23 protein-coding genes are annotated in these 19,835 nt (G+C 59.4%); 15 read left to right on the top strand and 8 right to left on the bottom strand.

The genetic code is table 11. The annotated features are described in order from the left end of the window. Positions 1-98 precede the first annotated feature (98 nt). From FHS54_RS07040 to trmFO, 7 genes are all read left to right on the top strand, one after another. The gene (locus tag FHS54_RS07040; RefSeq protein WP_167303092.1) at positions 99-1,847 is read left to right on the top strand and encodes an acetolactate synthase 3 large subunit; all 1,749 of its coding nucleotides are present in this window, start codon (positions 99-101) and stop codon (positions 1,845-1,847) included. Continuing rightward, positions 1,844-2,194: a hypothetical protein gene (locus FHS54_RS07035; protein WP_167303091.1), complete on the top strand. Its 351-nt coding sequence runs from the start codon at positions 1,844-1,846 to the stop codon at positions 2,192-2,194. The genes FHS54_RS07040 and FHS54_RS07035 overlap by 4 nt, the downstream gene beginning before the upstream one ends. Further along, entirely contained in the window at positions 2,194-2,709 is a 516-nt protein-coding gene (gene ilvN / locus FHS54_RS07030) for an acetolactate synthase small subunit (RefSeq protein ID WP_167303090.1), read from the top strand. The genes FHS54_RS07035 and ilvN overlap by 1 nt, the downstream gene beginning before the upstream one ends. Before the next feature lie 202 nt (positions 2,710-2,911). Then, on the top strand, positions 2,912-3,931 hold the full coding sequence (gene ilvC / locus FHS54_RS07025) for a ketol-acid reductoisomerase (protein WP_167303089.1): 1,020 nt from the start codon (positions 2,912-2,914) through the stop codon (positions 3,929-3,931). Positions 3,932-4,255: 324 nt separating this feature from the next. Further along, positions 4,256-4,879: a YceI family protein gene (locus tag FHS54_RS07020; RefSeq protein ID WP_167303088.1), complete on the top strand. Its 624-nt coding sequence runs from the start codon at positions 4,256-4,258 to the stop codon at positions 4,877-4,879. Positions 4,880-5,246: 367 nt separating this feature from the next. Then, complete coding sequence (leuA, locus tag FHS54_RS07015; protein ID WP_167303087.1) at positions 5,247-6,917, top strand: 2-isopropylmalate synthase; 1,671 nt, start codon at positions 5,247-5,249, stop codon at positions 6,915-6,917. 22 nt (positions 6,918-6,939) lie between these two features. Next, positions 6,940-8,292, top strand: a complete 1,353-nt coding sequence (gene trmFO / locus FHS54_RS07010; RefSeq protein WP_167303086.1) for a methylenetetrahydrofolate--tRNA-(uracil(54)-C(5))-methyltransferase (FADH(2)-oxidizing) TrmFO — start codon at positions 6,940-6,942, stop codon at positions 8,290-8,292. 36 nt (positions 8,293-8,328) lie between these two features. Here trmFO and FHS54_RS07005 read toward each other — a convergent pair whose 3' ends face one another. After that, a complete protein-coding gene (locus FHS54_RS07005) occupies positions 8,329-8,793 on the bottom strand; it encodes an EF-hand domain-containing protein (RefSeq protein WP_167303085.1) in 465 nt (154 codons plus the stop codon). A 9-nt stretch (positions 8,794-8,802) separates the two neighbouring features. After that, a complete protein-coding gene (locus FHS54_RS07000; RefSeq protein ID WP_167303595.1) occupies positions 8,803-9,453 on the bottom strand; it encodes a hypothetical protein in 651 nt (216 codons plus the stop codon). 60 nt (positions 9,454-9,513) lie between these two features. Here FHS54_RS07000 and FHS54_RS06995 point away from each other — a divergent pair, with 60 nt between their 5' ends. The 3 genes from FHS54_RS06995 to FHS54_RS06985 are packed head-to-tail and all read left to right on the top strand — an operon-like array spanning position 9,514 to position 11,961. After that, the gene (locus FHS54_RS06995; RefSeq protein ID WP_167303084.1) at positions 9,514-10,059 is read left to right on the top strand and encodes a TadE/TadG family type IV pilus assembly protein; all 546 of its coding nucleotides are present in this window, start codon (positions 9,514-9,516) and stop codon (positions 10,057-10,059) included. Between the two features lie 8 nt (positions 10,060-10,067). Then, a complete protein-coding gene (locus FHS54_RS06990) occupies positions 10,068-10,595 on the top strand; it encodes a TadE/TadG family type IV pilus assembly protein (RefSeq protein ID WP_167303083.1) in 528 nt (175 codons plus the stop codon). A gap of 13 nt (positions 10,596-10,608) precedes the next feature. Further along, positions 10,609-11,961, top strand: a complete 1,353-nt coding sequence (locus tag FHS54_RS06985) for a TadE/TadG family type IV pilus assembly protein (RefSeq protein ID WP_167303082.1) — start codon at positions 10,609-10,611, stop codon at positions 11,959-11,961. 50 nt (positions 11,962-12,011) lie between these two features. Here the strand turns inward: FHS54_RS06985 and FHS54_RS06980 are convergent, their stop codons facing one another. The 4 genes from FHS54_RS06980 to eno form a co-directional block, all read right to left on the bottom strand. Then, positions 12,012-13,394: a pyruvate dehydrogenase complex E1 component subunit beta gene (locus FHS54_RS06980; RefSeq protein WP_167303081.1), complete on the bottom strand. Its 1,383-nt coding sequence runs from the start codon at positions 13,392-13,394 to the stop codon at positions 12,012-12,014. Further along, positions 13,394-14,467, bottom strand: a complete 1,074-nt coding sequence (pdhA, locus tag FHS54_RS06975; RefSeq protein ID WP_167303080.1) for a pyruvate dehydrogenase (acetyl-transferring) E1 component subunit alpha — start codon at positions 14,465-14,467, stop codon at positions 13,394-13,396. Before pdhA ends, FHS54_RS06980 begins: the two co-directional genes overlap by 1 nt. A 111-nt stretch (positions 14,468-14,578) precedes the next feature. Continuing rightward, entirely contained in the window at positions 14,579-14,890 is a 312-nt protein-coding gene (locus FHS54_RS06970; RefSeq protein ID WP_167303079.1) for an FtsB family cell division protein, read from the bottom strand. A gap of 74 nt (positions 14,891-14,964) precedes the next feature. Beyond that, the gene (eno, locus tag FHS54_RS06965) at positions 14,965-16,239 is read right to left on the bottom strand and encodes a phosphopyruvate hydratase (protein WP_167303078.1); all 1,275 of its coding nucleotides are present in this window, start codon (positions 16,237-16,239) and stop codon (positions 14,965-14,967) included. A 210-nt stretch (positions 16,240-16,449) separates the two neighbouring features. On the opposite strand from eno, the gene FHS54_RS06960 reads away from it, so the two are divergent. The 5 genes from FHS54_RS06960 (at position 16,450) to FHS54_RS06940 (ending at position 18,670) form a co-directional block, all read left to right on the top strand. Continuing rightward, on the top strand, positions 16,450-17,043 hold the full coding sequence (locus tag FHS54_RS06960; RefSeq protein ID WP_167303077.1) for a hypothetical protein: 594 nt from the start codon (positions 16,450-16,452) through the stop codon (positions 17,041-17,043). Positions 17,044-17,093: 50 nt separating this feature from the next. Then, a complete protein-coding gene (locus tag FHS54_RS06955) occupies positions 17,094-17,465 on the top strand; it encodes a phage holin family protein (RefSeq protein WP_167303076.1) in 372 nt (123 codons plus the stop codon). Continuing rightward, complete coding sequence (locus FHS54_RS06950) at positions 17,462-17,785, top strand: hypothetical protein (RefSeq protein WP_167303075.1); 324 nt, start codon at positions 17,462-17,464, stop codon at positions 17,783-17,785. Before FHS54_RS06955 ends, FHS54_RS06950 begins: the two co-directional genes overlap by 4 nt. Next, positions 17,778-18,365 (top strand): DUF883 family protein, encoded by a 588-nt coding sequence (locus FHS54_RS06945; RefSeq protein ID WP_167303074.1) that lies wholly within the window; start codon positions 17,778-17,780, stop codon positions 18,363-18,365. Before FHS54_RS06950 ends, FHS54_RS06945 begins: the two co-directional genes overlap by 8 nt. An 80-nt stretch (positions 18,366-18,445) precedes the next feature. Further along, entirely contained in the window at positions 18,446-18,670 is a 225-nt protein-coding gene (locus tag FHS54_RS06940) for a DUF4170 domain-containing protein (protein WP_167303073.1), read from the top strand. 21 nt (positions 18,671-18,691) lie between these two features. On the opposite strand, the gene FHS54_RS06935 is transcribed toward FHS54_RS06940, so the two are convergent. Beyond that, positions 18,692-19,330, bottom strand: coding sequence for a rhomboid family intramembrane serine protease (locus tag FHS54_RS06935; RefSeq protein ID WP_167303072.1), 639 nt, complete (start codon positions 19,328-19,330; stop codon positions 18,692-18,694). 26 nt (positions 19,331-19,356) lie between these two features. Further along, positions 19,357-19,833, bottom strand: coding sequence for a transcription elongation factor GreA (greA, locus tag FHS54_RS06930; protein ID WP_167303071.1), 477 nt, complete (start codon positions 19,831-19,833; stop codon positions 19,357-19,359). Positions 19,834-19,835 lie beyond the last annotated feature (2 nt).

The following is a 19,835-nucleotide window of genomic DNA, read 5'->3' as shown; positions in this document are numbered from 1 at the left end:
TGTTGACTAGCCATTTTATGTCTAATAGAGGCACCGACCTTGCCTTCGCTTCTCATCTGGAGCAGAGGGCGCAACCTGCATAGCGGAAGGATTTCATCGTGGCCGAAAAGAGCGGCGCGGACATACTGGTTGAGTGCCTGATCGACCTAGGGGTCGAAGTCGTGTTCGGCTATCCGGGCGGCGCGGTTTTGCCCATCTACGATGCACTCTTCGATCATCCAAAAATCCGCCACGTCCTCGTCCGTCACGAACAGGGCGCGACCCATATGGCGGAAGGCTATGCCCGTTCGACCGGCAAGCCCGGCGTCGTGCTCGTCACCTCTGGCCCCGGCGCGACCAACGCTGTCACCGGCATCACCGACGCGCTGATGGATTCAATCCCGATGGTCGTCATCACCGGGCAGGTCGCGACGCAGCTGATCGGCACCGACGCTTTCCAGGAAGCGGACACCATCGGCATCACGCGTCATTGTTCGAAGCATAATTATCTGGTGAAGGACCCGGCCAAGCTCGCGGGCGTCGTTCATGAGGCGTTTCATATCGCGACCACCGGCCGCCCCGGTCCCGTCGTCGTCGACATTCCCAAAAATGTTCAGGTCGCGACCGCGCGTTACGAACGGCCCGAACGGCTGGAACATGCAAGCTATCGTCCCCAGACCAAGGCGGATCCTGCCGCCATTGCAAAAGCGGTCGAATTGCTCGCGGCGGCGGAGCGCCCGGTCCTCTATACCGGCGGCGGCGTGATCAATTCCGGGCCGGAAGCGTCCACCTTGTTGCGGGAACTGGCCGCGCTGACCGGCGCGCCTGTGACCTCCACGCTGATGGGCCTGGGTGCCTACCCCGCATCCGGGCCGCAATGGCTGGGCATGTTGGGCATGCATGGCACCTATGAAGCCAATTGGGCGATGAACAAGGCCGACGTGATCCTGTGCGTCGGTGCTCGCTTCGACGACCGCGTCACCGGTCGCCTGGATGCCTTCGCGCCCCATAGTACGAAAATCCACATCGACATCGACCGCAGCTCCGTCAACAAGACGGTTGCCGTCGACCTGCCCGTCATAGCGGACGTCGGCAGCGCCCTGACCGACATGATCGCCCTGTGGAAAGAACGGGACCACAAGACGGCTGACCTGTCGGAATGGTGGGCCCGGATCGAAGGCTGGCGCGCCCGCAACAGCCTGGCCTATCCCGAAAGCCGGGAAGAGATCATGCCGCAAGAGGCGATCGCGCAGCTCTACAAGGCGTCGCGTTCGGCAGAGGATGTTATCATCACCACCGAAGTGGGCCAGCATCAGATGTGGGCGGCTCAGCATTTCGGCTTTGACGCGCCCAACAAGTGGCTGACCTCTGGCGGCCTGGGCACCATGGGCTATGGCTTCCCCGCCGCCATCGGCGCGCAGGTCGGCAACCCCGACAGCCTGGTGGTCTGCATCGCGGGCGATGCGTCGATCCAGATGAACATTCAGGAAATGGGGACGGCCAGCCAGTATCGCCTGCCGGTGAAGATATTCATCCTCAACAATGAATATATGGGCATGGTCCGCCAGTGGCAGGAACTGACCTATGAAAGCCGCTATTCCAACAGCTATTCGGACAGCTTGCCCGACTTTGTGAAGTTGGCCGAAGCCTATGGCTGGACCGGCATCCGCATCGAAGGACCGCAGGAACTGGAAGCCGGCATCCGTCAGATGATCGACACGCCCGGCCCGGTGATCGTGGACTGCCGCGTGGCGAAGCTTTCCAACTGCTTCCCGATGATCCCGTCGGGCGCGGCGCATACCGACATGCTGCTCGATCCCAGCCAGGTGGAAGGCATCATGTCCGACGAGGCGAAGGCGCTGGTGTGACGCAACATCTCAAGCTTCGCATCCATGTGAGCGAGCCATTCGATTTTGAACGGATTGCTGGGACGGCCGAACTGACGGGCTGGACCGTGGACCATATGGATTCGGAAAATGAACAGTGGGAAGTCCATCTGGATGATGGGTTCGATTTCCACGGACGCCAGATCGGTCGGCTGCTCGCTTCTCCGCGCTATGTGGGCGAACATCTCGCGCGGATGTTCGACGCGATCGCGGGCTTCCCGGTCCGCCTCGCCCATCGCGACGAGGGAAGCTGGCACTACGCCTTCACAGGCATGATTTCCGAGCGTCGCGAGCGCGACAAGGAACCGGATAACGGGGCAAGCATCTGATGCATATCCAGGAAGAATATAGCGAGCGGCACGTCCTGTCGCTGATGGTCACCAATGAAGCAGGCATCCTTGCCCGCATCGCTGGCCTGTTCACTGCGCGCGGCTATAATATCGACAGCTTGACCGTGGCGGACATCACCGCCGATCACGCGATGAGCCGCATCACCATCGTCACCAATGGCCCGCCCAAGGTTATCGACCAGATCATCGCCCAGCTCGACCGGCTGGTGCCAGTTCACAAGGTCACCGACCTTACAGAGAACGGCCCGTTCGTGGAACGCGAACTGGCGCTGGTCAAGGTCGCAGGCACTGGCGAAGACCGGATCGAAGCGCTGCGCCTGGCCGATGTCTTTCGCGCGAAGGTGGTCGATACGACGATCGAAAGCTTCATTTTCGAGATTACCGGCACGACCGAAAAGATCGACAATTTCGTTGGACTGATGCGCCAGATCGGGCTGGTCGAAGTCGGCCGCACCGGCGTCGTCGGACTGGTCCGCGGGAAGGAGCCGAACTGAAGATTATCCCTCGCCCATATTGGGTAAGGGACGTGGGATCGGGCAGTTGGCTGCCTGGATCTCAGCAGGAGAGTGGGGCAGCGCCCTTAGGGGAACAAAGCCCCTCTCCCACTCCATCTAGGCCCGGCTTGGTCGAGCCAAGATTTCGTATCCTTTCCCCATGGGGGGTGAGGACAATGGCACGGTTGAGGGAATTGGAAACATGAAAGTTTATTACGATCACGACGCCGACATCGGCCTCATCAAGGGCAAGAAGGTCGCCATCGTGGGTTATGGCAGCCAGGGTCACGCCCATGCGCAGAACCTGCGCGACAGCGGCGTGGCTGAAGTCGCCATTGCCCTGCGCGCCGGTTCGGCCAGCGCAAAGAAGGCGGAAGGCGCGGGCTTCAAAGTGCTCACCAACGCTGACGCAGCCGCCTGGGCCGATGTGCTCATGATCCTCGCCCCTGACGAGAACCAGGCCGATATCTACGCCGCCGACATTCACGCTAACTTGAAGCCCGGCGCGGCGCTCGCTTTCGCGCACGGCCTGAACGTCCATTTCGGCTTGATCGAACCGCGCGCCGACGTCGACGTGATCATGATCGCACCCAAGGGACCGGGCCACACCGTCCGCAGCGAATATCAGCGCGGCGGCGGCGTGCCTTGCCTGATCGCCATCTATCAGGACGCGACCGGCAACGCTCATGACATCGCCCTGTCCTACGCTTCGGGCGTCGGCGGCGGTCGCAGCGGCATCATCGAAACCAACTTCAAGGAAGAGTGCGAAACCGACCTGTTCGGCGAGCAGGCTGTGCTGTGCGGCGGTCTGTCGCACCTCATCATGGCTGGTTTCGAAACGTTGGTGGAAGCCGGTTATGCGCCGGAAATGGCCTATTTCGAATGCCTCCACGAAACCAAGCTGATCGTCGACCTGATGTATGAAGGCGGCATCGCCAACATGCGCTATTCGATCTCGAACACCGCGGAATATGGCGATTATCACACCGGCCCGCGCGTCATCACCGACGAGACCAAGGCTGAAATGAAGCGCGTCTTGAAGGACATTCAGGAAGGCAAGTTCGTCCAGCGCTTCATGACGGACATCAAGGCCGGCTACCCGGAAATGAAGGCAAAGCGTAAGCTTCAGGCCCAGCATCCGATTGAAAAGACCGGTGAACAGCTACGCGCCATGATGCCCTGGATCGGCGCTAACAAGCTGGTGGACAAGGAAAAGAACTAAGACAGCCGCTAATCCACCTCCCCATCGTCGATGGGGAGGTGGCAACGCTGGTTGATAAATTCGCGCAAAGGCGCAGAGAATGCAGAGATATTATCTCGGCGTCCTCTGCGCCGCTGCGCGAATATCTTTTTCTACCCGCTGTGCTGATTGGGTTCACGGGAGCCGCGCGAGCAATCCTTAGCGCATCAGCCCCTCTTTTCATTCGGACCCAAAGGCTCTCCCGGCAAACCCAACCGGCAACAGTTCGTTTCCAGTTACGGCTCTGGAACAATCGGCAGACGCAGCTATTGTGTCATCCGTCGATTGCTTCTGGAGACCCGTTCCATGCGCACCTTTCTGATTTCCGCCGCCGCCCTTGCCGCTGTCGCCGGTGGCACTGTCGTCATTGCCCAAATGCCTGCCGCGCCCGGTGCGAAAGACGCCACCCGCGTGACGGGCGGCACCTATCAGATTGATCCGGGGCATACGCAGATCGTCTTTGCCTATGATCATATGGGCTTTTCCAACAATGTCGGCGTCATATCCGAATCGACCGGCACGCTGACGCTCGACCCTAAAAATCCGGCAGCTTCCAAAGTGTCGGTGGATGTGCCCATCGCCAATATCCGCACCGGCGTCGCGAAACTGGACGAGCATCTTATGAAATCGGACTTTTTCGACGCGGCCAAATTTCCCAAGGCCACCTTCGTTTCGACAGGCGTGAAGACTGACGGCCCGACGGGCGCTGAAATCACCGGCAATCTGACGATCAAGGGCATAACAAAGCCCGTGACTCTCGACGCGGAATTTTACGGCGCGGGCAAGGCTCCGGCCATGGCTGGCGGCAAGGAAAATGTCGGTTTCGTCGCAACCGCCGCCGTCAAGCGCAGCGATTTCGGCATGGGTTATGGCGTGTCCATGGTGGGCGACACCATCGAACTGAAGATCGTGGCCGCCTTTCAGAAATAAGCGAGACTTCGGCCCCCGGCACGACGGTCTCCGCACACCAAAGGTCGCCGTCAGATCCTCCCTGCGCCGTGGGCGTGGGGAGGATGATGAGGTCCGAATTTCCCCCCATCACACCCATCGTCGCCCGCCCACCCTTCAACAAACACTGGACGCCACCCCCAAAAAAGGGTTAAGCGGTCTCCACCATGCAGCGCGCGCTTCTTTCCCTGCTACGACTTACACGCCCTTAGGCGTGCTTTTTGCGCTGCTCTTCGCTTGAATGACGCAGCGATACGCCTAAGGGCATTTCCAAGCAGATAGTCGTTTCACCGGGCGCCCCGATGTCTCCGAAATTGCGGAGCCCGTTTTGCATAAAGAAGTAGCTTCCATGATGCTGACCGATCCTTCGCAGAAATACCGCCCCTTCCCTCAGGTGGATCTGCCCAATCGCCAGTGGCCGAGCGCGGTCATCACCTCGCCTCCGCGTTGGCTGTCCACGGACATGCGCGATGGTAACCAATCGCTGATCGACCCGATGAACGCCGAGAAGAAGCGCCGCTTTTTCGACCTGCTGATCAAGGTCGGTGTGAAGGAGATCGAGGTTGGATTCCCCAGCGCGGGCGCGACCGAGTTCGACTTCATATCCGGGCTGGTGCGCGATGGGGCGATTCCTGACGATGTATTCCCCCAGGTTCTGACCCAGGCCCGCGAAGACCTGATCGCCACGACCTTTGAAAGCCTGCGCGGCGCGAAGAAGGCGATCGTCCACGTCTATAACGCCGTGTCCCCCGCCTGGCGCAACATCGTGTTCCAGATGGACCGGGCGCAGATCAAAGACATCGCGATCAACGCGGCCAAGCTGCTGCGCGATAATGCGGCCAAGCAGCCCGACACCGATTGGCATTTCGAATATTCGCCGGAAACCTTCTCCACCGCCGAGCTGGATTTCAGCCTAGAATGTTGTGAGGCTGTGATGGAAATCCTGCAGCCCACACCGGAACGGCCGCTGATCTTGAACCTGCCCGCCACGGTAGAAGCAGCGACGGCCAACATCTATGCCGACCAGATTGAATGGATGTGCCGCAATATTTCCAAGCGCGACAGCGTCGTGATTTCCCTGCACACTCATAATGATCGCGGCACCGGCGTCGCGGCGGCAGAGCTGGGCCTGATGGCGGGCGCAGATCGTGTCGAAGGCTGCCTGTTCGGCAATGGCGAGCGCACCGGCAATTGCGATCTGGTGACGGTCGCGCTGAACATGTACACGCAGGGCATCAATCCGGGGCTGGATTTTTCGGATATCGACGAGGTCATTCAGACCGTCGAATATTGCAACCAGCTGCCGGTGCACCAGCGCCATCCCTATGCGGGCGAACTGGTCTTCACCGCCTTTTCCGGCTCGCATCAGGATGCGATCAAAAAGGGCTTTGCCGCCCAGGAAACCCGCAACGACCAGATTTGGGACGTTCCCTATCTGCCGATTGATCCCAAGGATTTGGGCCGCGACTATGAAGCGGTGATCCGCGTCAATTCGCAGTCCGGCAAGGGCGGCGTCGCCTGGGTGCTGCAGCAGGACAAGGGGCTGAAACTGCCCAAGCGCATGCAGGCGGATTTTTCCCGCGTGGTGCAGGGGCTGGCCGACCAGACCAGCCGGGAACTGAACGCGTCCGACATCTGGACAGCGTTCGAAGACCATTATCGTCTGTCCGGCGACCAAGCCTACAGGCTGATCGACTATAATGAGACCGGCCATGCGGGCGACCGCATATTTACCGGAAAGATCGCGCACAAGGGCGGCGAACGCTCCATTTCCGGGCGCGGCAATGGCCTCATCTCCTCGGTGCTGGCCGCGCTGCGCGACGATCTGGGCGTCGATCTGGAGGTTGCGGACTATAGCGAACATGCGATCGGCGCAGGCACGGATGTCGCCGCCGCCGCCTATGTCGAATGCCGGACGCCCGATGGCCGTACGATATTCGGCATCGGCACCGATACCGACATCGCAACCGCGTCAGTCCAGGCTGTCCTGTCGGCGGCGAACAGCGTGGCTGCGGCCTGATCGATAAAGCGGGCAGGCGGATATGGACAAAGCAACGGATCATCAGGTGCATGTCATCGGCGGCGGCCTGGCGGGGACGGAAGCCGCCTGGCAGCTGGCGCAGGCGGGGATAAAGGTCCGCCTGTCGGAAATGCGGGGCGCTGGTGACATGACCCCGGCTCACCAGACGGATGGGCTGGCCGAACTGGTCTGCTCCAACAGCTTCCGGTCGGACGACGCGGACAAGAATGCCGTCGGCCTGCTTCATCAGGAAATGCGGCGGCTGGGTTCGCTCATCATGACGCAGGCAGAGCCAGCCAAGGTGCCAGCCGGATCGGCGCTGGCCGTCGATCGGGACGTGTTCTCGCAAGGTGTGACCCGCGCGCTCGCCGAACATCCCAATGTCGCGGTCGTGCGGGAACGGGTCGATACCCTACCCACCAGTGGCATGACGATCATCGCGACCGGTCCGCTGACCGCGCCCGCACTAGCCGCGAGCATCGGCCAGGCGGCGGGCATGGACCATCTCGCCTTCTTCGACGCTATCGCGCCGGTCCTGCATTACGACAGCATCGACATGGACAAATGCTGGATGGCCAATCGCTGGGACAAGATCGGTCCGGGCGGCGGCGAGGGCAAGGATTACATCAACTGCCCAATGAACCGCGAACAATATCAGGCCTTCGTCCAGGGGCTGATCGACGGGGAAAAGACCGAGTTCAAGGAATGGGAAACGAACACACCCTACTTCGAAGGCTGCATGCCGATCGAAGTAATGGCGTCGCGCGGCCCCGAAACATTACGGCACGGCCCGATGAAGCCGATGGGCCTGGACGACCCGCGCACGGGGCGCTGGCCCTATGCGGTGGTACAACTGCGGCAGGACAATGCGTCCGGCACATTGTGGAACATGGTCGGGTTCCAGACCAAGCTTAAGCATGGCGCACAGGTGGAGCTGTTCCGCACCATTCCGGGGCTAGAGAAGGCCGAGTTTGCGCGGCTGGGCGGCCTGCACCGCAATACCTTCATCCAAAGCCCCAAGCTGCTCGACCCGACTCTGCGCCTAAAAAGCGCGCCGCATATCCGCTTCGCCGGTCAGATGACGGGCTGCGAAGGCTATGTCGAAAGCGCGGCCATCGGATTGTTGGCGGGACGTTTCGCTGCTGCCGAACTGTTGGGACAGCCGCTGCCCGCACCGCCGCCGGAAACGGCTCTGGGCGCGCTGCTGGGGCATGTGACGGGCAATGAGGCGACGGCCGATTATCAGCCGATGAACGTCAATTTCGGTCTGTTTCCTCCATTGGAGGATGTGAAGAAGAAGCAGCGCAAGGAAGCCATGACTTCCCGCGCGCGGGCCGCACTTGGGCAATGGCTGGGTGAGCTTCAGCCCGCCTGATCGGTCACGGCTTTTCGGCGCAAGAGGAACCAGGCCCTAACATTTACATTTGGGCGCGGCCTTCCGCTTGGGCGCGGTGATCGCGAACTCGGCAGGCGTCAGCTTGCCGTCGCCGTTCGCATCCGCCTGGCCGAACCTGTCCGACGTCGCGACGGCCCACTCCTCAAATGAGAGCAGATTGTCGCCATCCTTGTCGAGCGTTTTGAACGCTTTCACCCGGCTGCCCATCATCTCGACGCGCGTGATGATCCCGTCGCGATTGCGATCATAGCGAGCGAACCGCTTTTGCTCGCGACTTTGCGGGCTGGCCTCGCCCGGCATCGGCAACGCCTTTCCCACGGCGTCAGGGTCTCCTTCTGGCAAGGAAATAATCGGAGGCGGCGGCGGCGGCCCGACCAGAGCCTGCGACACAGGTTCGCTCGTCGCGCGTCCTTGCCACCAGAACAGCCCCGCCGCCACCAACAACAGCGAACCCGCCGCACCTGCCAGAAATCGCCCCACTTAAATCCCCTACCGTCCCACCAGCCCTATGCGCATCAATCTCAGATATCGGGTCGGCGTCAATCCGACCGGAGCGTACCGACCCCGTTCCACATCATGACGCGCAAGTTGATAAGCGATACGCAAAGGGCGTGGCACCACCGACCAATCTGGATCTTTGTCGAGCAAATATTGTTGTCCAAATGCAACGGCCTCTTCCGCAATCCTCTGCTCGCTGCAATGCCCGGACAAGTCCCAGAGCGCCCATACAGCACCAGCGCGGGTCAGCCAGTCGGGGAGTTCTTCCTGGCCCGCAAGCGCACGAAACAGACCGCCCCCTCGACCGGCTGCATAGCCATGAAGGTCCATTTCACCAACGAGGCACTCCCAGCCATCAAGCCACTGGGTTAACCCAGCTAGCGGCACAACTTTCAACCGGCGTAGTTCATCGACAAGAGGCTCCCCTCGCCCCATCAGCTGATTGCTATCTGTCAGAGCATCGTTCCACCAAGCCAGCCTTATCCGGCCGATCATCGGCTCGGTGGTAGTGGTTACCAGTTGCCCAAAACGTCCGTCGAGCGCCCATATAAGCCGATGCTTCGGCGCATCAACGCCTGCATATGCTGACAGGATAAACCCAAGCGAACCCGGATTTAATGATTTTCTAACTGATTCAGACATATTCACTAGGCCAATATTAAATATGCGCAAGGAGCCTGCTCGACAGGCGGCAAATCAACGATGGTCACGAAGCCGATCAGCATCGAGAAACCAAAGCTGACACAGCTTGCACAGGACGTGCGAGGTGCTGCCATCATTGAATTTGCGTTCGTCGCCGCTCCCCTGATAGCCCTCATTTTAGCTGTATTCCAGACAAGCATCTCGCTTTTTACTCAGCAAACCCTAGAAACCGCAGCTGAAAAAGTCGGGCGCGTAGTCATGACCGGGCAGGCATCCAGCGCCAACATGACGGCAACGCAGTTTAAAAATCTGACTTGCAGCAAGTTGCCCAGCTTCATGCCATGCAGCTCGGTGATGATAGACGTCAATGCATTTACGTCGATAAGCTCCATCAGTACAAGCAAGCCAAATATAACATATGACAATAGTGGCAACGTTTCAAACAGTTGGAAATTTGACCTTGGCGATCAAGGCGACATTGTCATTATGAGAATAATGTACTTGTCTCCGAGTGCTTATGGCCCCTTAGGCTTTACATTGGCAAATCAGCCCAATGGGAAAAGACTTATGGTCTCCACGCTCGTATTCAAGAATGAGAGCATATGATACAGGGCATGTTCCGCACCATCTGGAAGTTGGTTCGCTGTCAACGTGGGCTTGCTGCAGTTGAGTTCGCTGTCAGCGCACCTGTCCTCATTCTGCTCTATCTCGGCACATTCCAGGTGACCGATGCGATGACCACCAAGCGCAAAGTGTCGATTACCACAAGAGCGATTGCGGATCTGACAACCCAATACTCATCTTTGACCACCACTGATGCTGACGCCGTCTTAGCTGCAACTACACAGATTATGGCACCTTACGATGCGTCACCGGGGCGTTATCTGATTTCGGAGATTTATATCGACGCCGGGGGTGTGGCAAAAGTGATATGGAGCCGCGCAAGGAACGGCACAGCCAGGGCCAAAGACAGTTCGATCACTGTTCCGTCAGGAATAGCGCAAAACGACAGCTACGTCATCCTTGCAGAAACCAGCTACAACTACACGACGAACTATACGGCTGGCCTGATTCCATCCGTGACGATGACAGATTCCATCTACATGTATCCCCGGCTCTCAACCCAAATACCTCTCAAATAGGCGAATCACGGTCATGGCAACCCGATTGTCTTCTTCCATCCTCGGCCTTCCGCGTAATCAACGCGGAAATGTGCTGATGATTGCTGCCTTCGCAATGATGCCGATGGCGTTCGGCACGGGCATGGTGGTGGACTATAGTCAGGCCGCTCGGCTGCAAACAAAGATGAACGCGATTGCTGACGCGGCAGCCCTCTCCGCCGTAACGACTTCATCGATGAAGAAAACTGCAGCAGAAGCAAGGGCACAGGCTCTGAATGTCTTCAAGACTCAAACATCAGGGCTGAAAAACCTAATATTTGATCCTAATACACAGCTTACCGTGACAGTGACTGACCAGGTGGGAGCTTCATCCAACCGCACCGCGGTCGTGACCTATTCCGCACGTTCCAGCAACATATTTGGAAGCGTCCTGCGCATGCCGTCAATAGCAATTGGCGGGACATCGGAATCCAGTGCCACGCAAGCGCCGAATATCGACTTTTATTTGCTCATCGACACGTCCCCATCCATGGCGATACCGGCTACCAAGACCGGAATTGCCGCAATGATCAACGCTACCAAGAGCCAAGGCGGTGGGGTAGGATGCGCCTTCGCCTGCCACCAGACCGAAACTTCATCATCCGACCCCGGCGGCACCAAGAAGGTGGGCGGCAAATATGTCGATAACTACTATATAGCGAAAACCACGCTGAACCTCACATTGCGGATGGACCTCGTGCAGAAGGCGGTCGTCAATCTCACCGACACTGCGACGGAGACTAGCACAAACACGGGGGCAGCCTATCGCTTCGCGATTTCTCAGTTCGACGTCGCTTACAATGCTGTTCAAAAAACGCCGACAAATTCAACCAATGCGAAAACAGCCGCGTCAAAACTGACGATGTTGACTGTTTGCAGAAATAATCAGGTGACTTGCGGCGTGAACAACAACGACCAAGACACTGACTTTACAACTGCGTTCGACGGTTCATTGGCGGATATGCCCCTCATCCCAGGCAATGGCACCAACCAATCAGGCGATAAGCCGCAGGCGATGCTGTTCCTCATCACCGATGGCATGCGAGACGAAAACAGAAGTGGCCGTAAATTAGGGCCAATTCCAACCAGTCAGTGTGATACGATAAAAGCACGCGGTATCCGCATAGCGGTTCTTTACACCGAATACCTATATGAGTCGGCTAATGACAGCTGGTCGATTACAAATGTTCGAAATCCCTATCTTTCATCCCCTGAAAAAATCAGCCCCGCACTTAGCAAGTGCGCATCGCCTGGCCTGTTCTACCAGGTCACGAGCGACGACGATATTTCAGCTGCTCTTGCAAAACTTTTCCAAAAAGCAATCGCAAGCGCGCATCTCACTAAGTGAGAAAGGATTAGGGATGAAGGCGATATCCCCGCCTTCATCCCCGTAATATCTTACTCTTTGTAGCAAACCTTCTTCACGGTAGCGACGACCCGATCCGCGTCGATCAGGGCCGCCTTTTCCAGGTTGGCCGCGTAGGGCAGCGGGACGTCTTCGTTCGTCACGCGCAGCACTGGAGCGTCGAGGTCGTCGAAACCCTGCTCCATCACCACCGCCGTGATTTCCGACGCGATCGAACAGACTGGCCAGCCTTCCTCGACCACCACAAGGCGGTTGGTCTTCTTCAGGCTTTCCAACACCGTCGCCGTGTCGAGCGGCCGCAGGGTGCGAAGGTCGATCACTTCGGCATCAATGCCTTCGGACGCGAGCGTTTCCGCTGCCTCCAGCGCGATGCCGACGCCGATCGAATAGCTGACCAGGGTCACGTCCTTGCCCTGCCGCACGATCCGCGCCTTGCCGATCGGCAGGACATGGTCGTCCAGCTTGGGCACGTCGAAGCTGCGACCGTAGACCAGCTCATTTTCCAGGAACACGACCGGATCTTCCGAACGGATCGCGGCCTTGAGCAGCCCCTTGGCGTCCGCCGCATCATAAGGGGCGATGACGATCAGGCCGGGAACCGCAGCATACCAGGGGCCGTAATTCTGGCTATGCTGCGCACCGACGCGGCTGGCAGCGCCGTTGGGACCACGGAACACGATCGGGCAACGCATCTGGCCCCCCGACATATAGTTGGTCTTGGCCGCGGAGTTGATGATGTGATCGATCGCCTGCATGGCGAAGTTGAACGTCATGAACTCAATCACCGGACGCAGGCCGCCCATCGCCGCACCGGCACCGATGCCTGCAAAGCCATATTCGGTAATAGGCGTGTCGATGACGCGCTTCTCGCCAAATTCGGCCAGCAGCCCCTGCGTGACCTTGTAGGCACCCTGATATTCAGCAACCTCTTCGCCCATGACGAAGACGCGCTCATCCCGACGCATCTCCTCCGCCATGGCGTCGCGTAATGCTTCACGAACAGTCGTCTTCACCATTTCGGTGCCTTCGGGCAAGTCGGGGTCCTGAACGGCTGCCCGGACTTCGGTGGTCAGCTTTGACGTACCGCTTTCCGCCTTCTTCGGCGCGCTTTCAGGTTCGGCCTCGCTTTCCTTGGCCGCCGGAGCTGCCGCTGGAGCGGCTTGCTTCCCGCCATCTTCCCCAGCCATGGTCGCGATGACAGTCCCGACCTTCACGCCTTCCGACCCTTCCGGCACGACGATCGAGCCGATCTTGCCTTCATCGACGGCTTCGAATTCCATCGTCGCCTTATCCGTCTCAATCTCGGCCAATATGTCGCCGGAACGGACTTCGTCGCCTTCCTTCACCAGCCACTTGGCCAGCGTGCCTTCCTCCATAGTCGGCGACAGCGCCGGCATCTTGATTTCGATACCCATTAATATTGCTCCACCAGCACGTCGGTATAAAGTTCCGACATTTCCGGTTCAGGGGAAGTTTCAGCGAAGTCGGCAGAGTCGCTCACGATCTTGCGGATGTCCTGATCGATTTTCTTGAGCTCGTCTTCGCCAACGCCCATTTCGGTGAGGTATTTTTTCGCGCCTTCGATGGGATCGGACTTTTCGCGCATCGCCTGCACTTCCTCGCGCGACCGGTATTTGGCCGGGTCGGACATGGAGTGACCCCGATAACGGTATGTCTTCATTTCCAGCAGGATCGGACCGTTGCCCCCCTGCACCCATTTCAGCGCTTCTTCGGTCGCGCCGCGCACGGCCAGCACGTCCATGCCATCGACCTGAAGGCCCGGGATGCGGAAGCTTTCACCGCGACGATAAAGCTGATCCTCCGCCGACGAGCGGTTGACGCTAGTGCCCATCGCATATTGGTTGTTTTCGATCACGAAGATGATCGGCAGCTTCCACAGCTCAGCCATGTTGAAGCTTTCATACACCTGACCTTGGTTCGCCGCGCCGTCACCGAAATAGGCAACGCAAACGCCACCGTCATTATTGTATTTATGCGCAAAGCCGAGACCCGCACCCAGAGACACCTGAGCGCCAACGATGCCGTGACCGCCGAAGAATTTATGTTCGACGCTGAACATGTGCATCGAACCGCCCTTGCCCCTCGAAATGCCGGCCGCGCGCCCGGTCAGTTCGGCCATGATGACATTGGGATCGATGCCATAGGCCAGCATGTGACCATGATCGCGATAGCCCGTGATCACGCTGTCCTTGCCCGGCTGAAGCGCGGATTGAATGCCGACGGCAACGGCTTCCTGCCCGATATAGAGGTGACAGAAGCCGCCGATGAGGCCCAGGCCGTAAAGCTGCCCGGCCTTTTCCTCGAACCGGCGGATGAGGACCATCTGCCGGTAGAACTCCATCAGTTCTTCCTTGGACGCCTGATAGGCAGAGGGTGTTTCAGGGCGAGGCCGGTTATGGTCGGCGCTAGCAGGGTTTGGCCCCTTTGCTTTAGCGCGCGATGGACGCGGCGTCGTAGGTTTCGCCAAGGCTCTTATCCTTTTGCGTGGACATGGATGGAAGGAACGCCGGTATAGCGGCAGAAGTCCGCCAAATGCAACGTTTGAGGACTTGGGAAAAAGGCGTGGTCCGCCTTCGGGTCAGTTCAGCGGAACGACCACTTCATCATTATGGATGACGCCCAGTTGACGCCTTATCAGCTCATCACTGAGGTCGGGGTCGACCCGCCGTGGATTGAGCAAATCTACGCGGTTCTTCAATTCAGTGCGATGCGCCGCGACCTGCGCCAGTTCCACCTTCGCGTGGTGCAGCTGCCGCGTATAATCGCCCCAGGCCAGAACCCCATTGGACCCCAGCACGACATAACCCGCAAAGAAAAGAAGAAGAAGCACCGCAATTGCCGGCCCCAGGGCGGAGAACAACAACATGCGAAGCTTAGCAATGTGCGCCATAGACAAGTTGAATCATAGCTGGACGCTGACCGCAAGGGAAATCTATTTCCCAGCGGCCAGCCCGTAACAGAATATCATCGAAAAATAGAACGACCCGCGTAAACGGCGACGTCGCCCAGTTCCTCTTCGATACGGATCAGCTGATTATATTTGGCGAGCCGGTCGGAACGGGCCAGCGATCCAGTCTTGATCTGTCCGCAATTGGTGGCGACGGCCAGGTCGGCGATGGTCGCATCCTCCGTCTCACCCGAACGGTGCGACATGACGGCGGTGTAACGCGCGCGGTGCGCCATATCCACGGCCGCCAGCGTTTCGGTCAACGTGCCGATCTGATTCACCTTCACCAGCAGCGAATTGGCCAAGCCTTTGTCGATACCCATGCGGAGGCGCTTGGGGTTGGTAACGAACAGGTCGTCGCCTACCAACTGGCACTTGTCGCCGATCTTGTCGGTCAGGATCTTCCAGCCTTCAAAGTCATCCTCACCCATGCCGTCCTCGATCGATTTGATCGGATAACGGGCGACCAGGTCGGCGAGATAATCGGCCATCTCGGCGGAGGTCAGGCTCTTGCCCTCGCCCACCATCTCATATTTTCCGTTCTTGAAAAATTCCGTGGATGCGCAGTCCAGCGCCAGCATCACGTCGTCACCCGGCTTGTACCCGGCCTTTTCAATGGAGGCGAGGATGAAGTCCAGCGCGTCCGTCGTCGACGACAGGTTGGGCGCGAAACCGCCCTCGTCGCCTACCGCCGTCGCCAGCCCCTTGTCATGCAGTCCTTTTTTGAGCGTGTGGAAAATCTCCGCCCCGACGCGCACCGCATCGGCCAGGCTTTCCGCACCGACCGGCATGATCATGAATTCCTGGAAGTCGATCGGATTGTCGGCATGTTCGCCACCGTTGATGATGTTCATCATCGGCACCGGCAGCACATGGGCGGAAACGCCGCCGACATAGCGATACAGCGGCAAGCCGCGCGCGTCCGCCGCAGCCTTCGCCGTGGCCAGGCTGACGCCCAGGATCGCATTGGCGCCAAGCCGCGCCTTATTCTCCGTCCCGTCCAACGCGATCATCGCCGCATCGACTTCGGCCTGGTCTTCCGCGTCGAAACCGATCAACTGTTCGGCAATCTCATCATTCACGGCTGCCACGGCGGCAAGCACGCCCTTGCCCAGATATTTGCTAGCGTCGCCGTCGCGCTTTTCAACGGCTTCATAGGCCCCGGTCGAAGCCCCCGACGGCACCGCCGCGCGACCAAAGCTGCCGTCCTCCAGCATCACATCGACTTCGACAGTGGGATTGCCCCGGCTGTCGAGGATCTGCCGAGCGTGGATATCTAGAATAGCGGTCATGGTCGCTCCCTGAAATACTGCATTGGGCCTGCTTTGCGCACCGCTTAGACAGCGGCTTTCAGAATGGCAATGCAGGGGCTTGCAAGGAACTGAAAAATGCCGATGCTCAAATTAGTAACGGCAACGGAACTGTGGCACGCCGCGAAGCATTAGGACGGATATCCATCCGCCCGCATCGCGACCCCACCATATCTGAGGAGACATAGGACGATGGCCGACACACCCGGAACTCCACCCGCAAAGCGCGCCAGGAAAGCACCCAATCCAAAGCCAGCCAAGGGTGCCGGAACAGCGCCAAAACCAGCCGCGCCGTTGAAGGTTGCAGCCACGACAAGTGCACCTGACACCCCGGCGGGCAAGACAGCGGCAGGCTGGACCGCCCAGATTGAACCGATCAAGGCGCAGGCTGAAAAGGTCGTCAAGACGGCTACCGAAAAGCTGAGCGCGGTTGATTGGAAAACGCATATCGACCCCTTGAAGGATCAGGCGTCAAAAACGGCCATGTCGGCTGCAGGCGCGGCCAAGGACAGGACCGGCTCAGCGATGCAGAGCTTGGCCAAGTTGATTTCCGACACAGCCGGGACCGTCGATGCGAAACTTGGCCCCCAATATGGCGACTATGCCCGGCAGGCTGCCGAAACCGTGGCCGGGGCAGCGGACAAGCTGGACAGCAAGGATGTCGATCAATTGATGACCGAAGCGCGCGATTTCGTGCGCAAAAGTCCTGCGGTCGCCATCGGTGCGGCGGCTGTCGTCGGCTTCGTGCTCATGCGCCTGGCCAAGGGATCTGATGACGAGGCATAGCGCAATTTTCATTTCATTAGCCAAGACCCCGGCCTGGGGCGGAGGGGCGTTTGACTGAAGAGCCAATCCTTGTGGCGAGCCCGGAAGCGGAGGAAGACGGAGACAGCGTTCGCGCCGCGTTCGCCCGTCTATACTCCGACGGACGCGCCTACGCCGACGCGGAGATTGAACGGCAAAAGCTGCGCGCGGGCATTGTCGGGTCCGGGGTCAAGGATGCCGTCATCTTTGGCGCGGCCGGTTTCCTGCTGGCCCTGTCCGGGCTGATTGCCTTTCTCGTCGGCCTAATCCTGACGCTCGAACCTCAGGTGGGCGCAGGATGGGCCACGGTCATCGTCTTTGGGTCATCCCTGCTGGTGGCTCTATTGCTGCTGCTGCTGGCAAGGTCGCGGATCTCACGCATGAAGAAAGCGGTCCAGTCATGACGGCGGAAGAGCAATATCAGCGTGCAACTATTGAGGTCGAACAAAAGAAAGCCGCGTTTCGGTCCAGCGCCACGGTGGCGAAGGCCCGACTGTCCCCCACCCGTTTAAAGCAGGACGTCAAGGGCAAGGTTTCGGACGGACTTCACAAGGTGAGTTCAACGGCCATGACCCAGATCAGCGAGCGCCCCGTTGCAACGAGCGCGGCTGCCGGGGCCTTGGCCATCTACCTGTTCCGCCGTCCGCTTTCGGCACTTTTCCGGCGCATATACGTTCGAATTACTAACCGCACCCCGGATCAATCGGAGAAAGACGATGGCTGACATTCGCGCCCAGATCACTCGCGTACGCGACGCCGCGAACGATATTGCAGAAACGACAACGGAAAAGCTGCGCGACACGACGGGCAAGGCGCGTGGCAGCGCCAGCGACCTAATTCAAAACAGCCGAGAACGGGCAGAAGATGCCTATAGCGATGCGCGCGAACGCACGCAGCGGGTTGCGACGCGCGCGAACGAGATCGTTCAGGAACATCCGATCGCCGCGGTAGCTGGCGCGGTTGCCGCTGGCGCCGTGATCGCATGGATGTTCCCCAAGAGCCGCGCGGCGCTCAAGGCCCTGCCCGCCCTGGCCACCACCGCAGGCAGCCGGGTCGTGGAAGCCGCCATTGCCGCGCGAGCCGCCGCAGCCGAGGGAGCGGAAAGCGTCAAGTCCAGCGCCACCGACGCGCTTCACCATGCTCGTGAAAGCGCGAGCCACGCCGCCGCATCCGCGCGGGAAACCGCTGCATCCGCCGACATCAGCGGCACTGCATCGCGCATGGCGGATAGCCTTGCGTCGCTGGTCGCGAGCAAGATCGACACGGTAAGCGAGTCGTTGAAGGCCCGATTGCCAAAACGCTGATCGCGTCACTCCTTCCGCTTGGATGCGGGCGGCCTCACTGCTAAGGCTGCCCGTTCCTTCCGAGGGAGATTACAAAATATATGAGCAAGCTCCACCTGGTCATGGGCGGTCGCGTCAAGGACCCTCAAACGCTTGAATTTGAAGATCTGGGTTCAATCGACATAGTGGGTGTTTTCCCGGACTTTGCGTCGGCGGAAAATGCGTGGCGCGGAGCGGCGCAGCGCACGGTCGACGATGCAGAGATGCGCTATGTCATCGTGCATCTGCATCGTCTGCTGGAACCTGACCTGCCCCAGACCCAATAAGATAAGCGCCAGACGGCGGCGTCAGATCAGCGGTTGCGGCCCTTTGCGAAAACGCCACCACAACAAGGGGCGCGTGAGCAGCAGGCCGACCAGAAAGCCACCGATATGCGCCGCCACTGCGATCTGCCCCAGATCGCCGATGCCGCCTGCTGTTGCCACCCCGATCATCAGCTGGATCGCGATCCATCCGGCGGCCAGCCACAGGACGCGCAGCAGATTGGCCGAAAAAGGTCCGATCCGGCGAATCGACTGCTGGCTGTAGAGCAAGGCATAGGTCGCAATCACTGCCGATATTGCGCCGCTGGCCCCGACCATGGGATTGAGCGAATCTGGCTGGATCGCCCATTGCAGGGCAGCCGCACCATAAGCACCAGCGATGTAGAGGATCAGAAAGGCGCCCTTCTGAAGCACCTGTTCGACCTGCCGACCGCAAAAGACCAGCATCAACAGATTGAAGCCGATATGCAGCCATCCCGCATGGATCAGCGCGCAGCTGAGCGGCGTCAGCCATGCTGGCACGGCCACCACGCCCGCGAAAAGGCCGGGATCACCAAACCGGGCAGGAATAAAACCACCCAAAATGGCCGCATTGTCGATCTGGCGGGCCAGCAACAGAATCACGAACGCAGCAAAGGTGATCGCCGCGATCGAGCTGGTCATGCGGCCTGCGGGCAATTTCACCTCGTTCAGATGAATTCGATCTTGTCGACGACGTAAAATTTGTCACCCGACGGCACGGAGACTTCAACCTCTTCGCCAACCTGACGCCCAATCAAAGCCCGTCCGAGCGGGCTGTTATAGCTGATCATGCCAAGCTTCGCGTCAGCCTCTGCCTGCCCGACAATCTGATAGCGGACGGGCTTGTCATCCTCATCCAGCAAGGTGACGGTCGCGCCAAAGACAACCTTGTCGCCTGACAGCGATGCAGGATCGATGATCTGCGCACGCGACAGCTTGTCTTCCAAGTCCCCGATCGTCGCTTCAACCTGTCCCTGCCGTTCCTTCGCCGCATGATATTCGGCGTTTTCCGACAGGTCACCGTGCGCGCGAGCTTCCTCGATGGCGTCCACGATCAAAGGCCGCTCGGCCTTCAATTCGCGGAGCTGCGTGTTGAGCTTGTCATAGCCCATCTGCAGCATCGGCATCTTCTCGACGGTCGCCATTA

The organism is Sphingobium vermicomposti, from assembly GCF_011762025.1.
GTDB classification, from domain to species: domain Bacteria; phylum Pseudomonadota; class Alphaproteobacteria; order Sphingomonadales; family Sphingomonadaceae; genus Sphingobium; species Sphingobium vermicomposti.
This window is presented reverse-complemented; position numbering and strand designations above follow the sequence as displayed.

Bases quoted from the DNA above. Each gene is read 5' to 3' on its own strand.
- ilvC (WP_167303089.1), top strand. From the start codon at position 2,912: ATGAAAGTTTATTACGATCACGACGCCGACATCGGCCTCATCAAGGGC.
- leuA (WP_167303087.1), top strand. From the start codon at position 5,247: ATGATGCTGACCGATCCTTCGCAGAAATACCGCCCCTTCCCTCAGGTG.
- FHS54_RS06980 (WP_167303081.1), bottom strand. From the start codon at position 13,394: ATGGGTATCGAAATCAAGATGCCGGCGCTGTCGCCGACTATGGAGGAA.
- FHS54_RS06935 (WP_167303072.1), bottom strand. From the start codon at position 19,330: ATGACCAGCTCGATCGCGGCGATCACCTTTGCTGCGTTCGTGATTCTG.
- FHS54_RS06970 (WP_167303079.1), bottom strand. From the start codon at position 14,890: ATGGCGCACATTGCTAAGCTTCGCATGTTGTTGTTCTCCGCCCTGGGG.
- eno (WP_167303078.1), bottom strand. From the start codon at position 16,239: ATGACCGCTATTCTAGATATCCACGCTCGGCAGATCCTCGACAGCCGG.
- FHS54_RS06990 (WP_167303083.1), top strand. From the start codon at position 10,068: ATGTTCCGCACCATCTGGAAGTTGGTTCGCTGTCAACGTGGGCTTGCT.
- ilvN (WP_167303090.1), top strand. From the start codon at position 2,194: ATGCATATCCAGGAAGAATATAGCGAGCGGCACGTCCTGTCGCTGATG.
- FHS54_RS06985 (WP_167303082.1), top strand. From the start codon at position 10,609: ATGGCAACCCGATTGTCTTCTTCCATCCTCGGCCTTCCGCGTAATCAA.
- greA (WP_167303071.1), bottom strand. From the start codon at position 19,833: ATGGCGACCGTCGAGAAGATGCCGATGCTGCAGATGGGCTATGACAAG.
- FHS54_RS06960 (WP_167303077.1), top strand. From the start codon at position 16,450: ATGGCCGACACACCCGGAACTCCACCCGCAAAGCGCGCCAGGAAAGCA.
- FHS54_RS06995 (WP_167303084.1), top strand. From the start codon at position 9,514: ATGGTCACGAAGCCGATCAGCATCGAGAAACCAAAGCTGACACAGCTT.
- FHS54_RS07020 (WP_167303088.1), top strand. From the start codon at position 4,256: ATGCGCACCTTTCTGATTTCCGCCGCCGCCCTTGCCGCTGTCGCCGGT.
- trmFO (WP_167303086.1), top strand. From the start codon at position 6,940: ATGGACAAAGCAACGGATCATCAGGTGCATGTCATCGGCGGCGGCCTG.
- FHS54_RS06940 (WP_167303073.1), top strand. From the start codon at position 18,446: ATGAGCAAGCTCCACCTGGTCATGGGCGGTCGCGTCAAGGACCCTCAA.
- FHS54_RS06950 (WP_167303075.1), top strand. From the start codon at position 17,462: ATGACGGCGGAAGAGCAATATCAGCGTGCAACTATTGAGGTCGAACAA.
- FHS54_RS06945 (WP_167303074.1), top strand. From the start codon at position 17,778: ATGGCTGACATTCGCGCCCAGATCACTCGCGTACGCGACGCCGCGAAC.
- FHS54_RS07000 (WP_167303595.1), bottom strand. From the start codon at position 9,453: ATGTCTGAATCAGTTAGAAAATCATTAAATCCGGGTTCGCTTGGGTTT.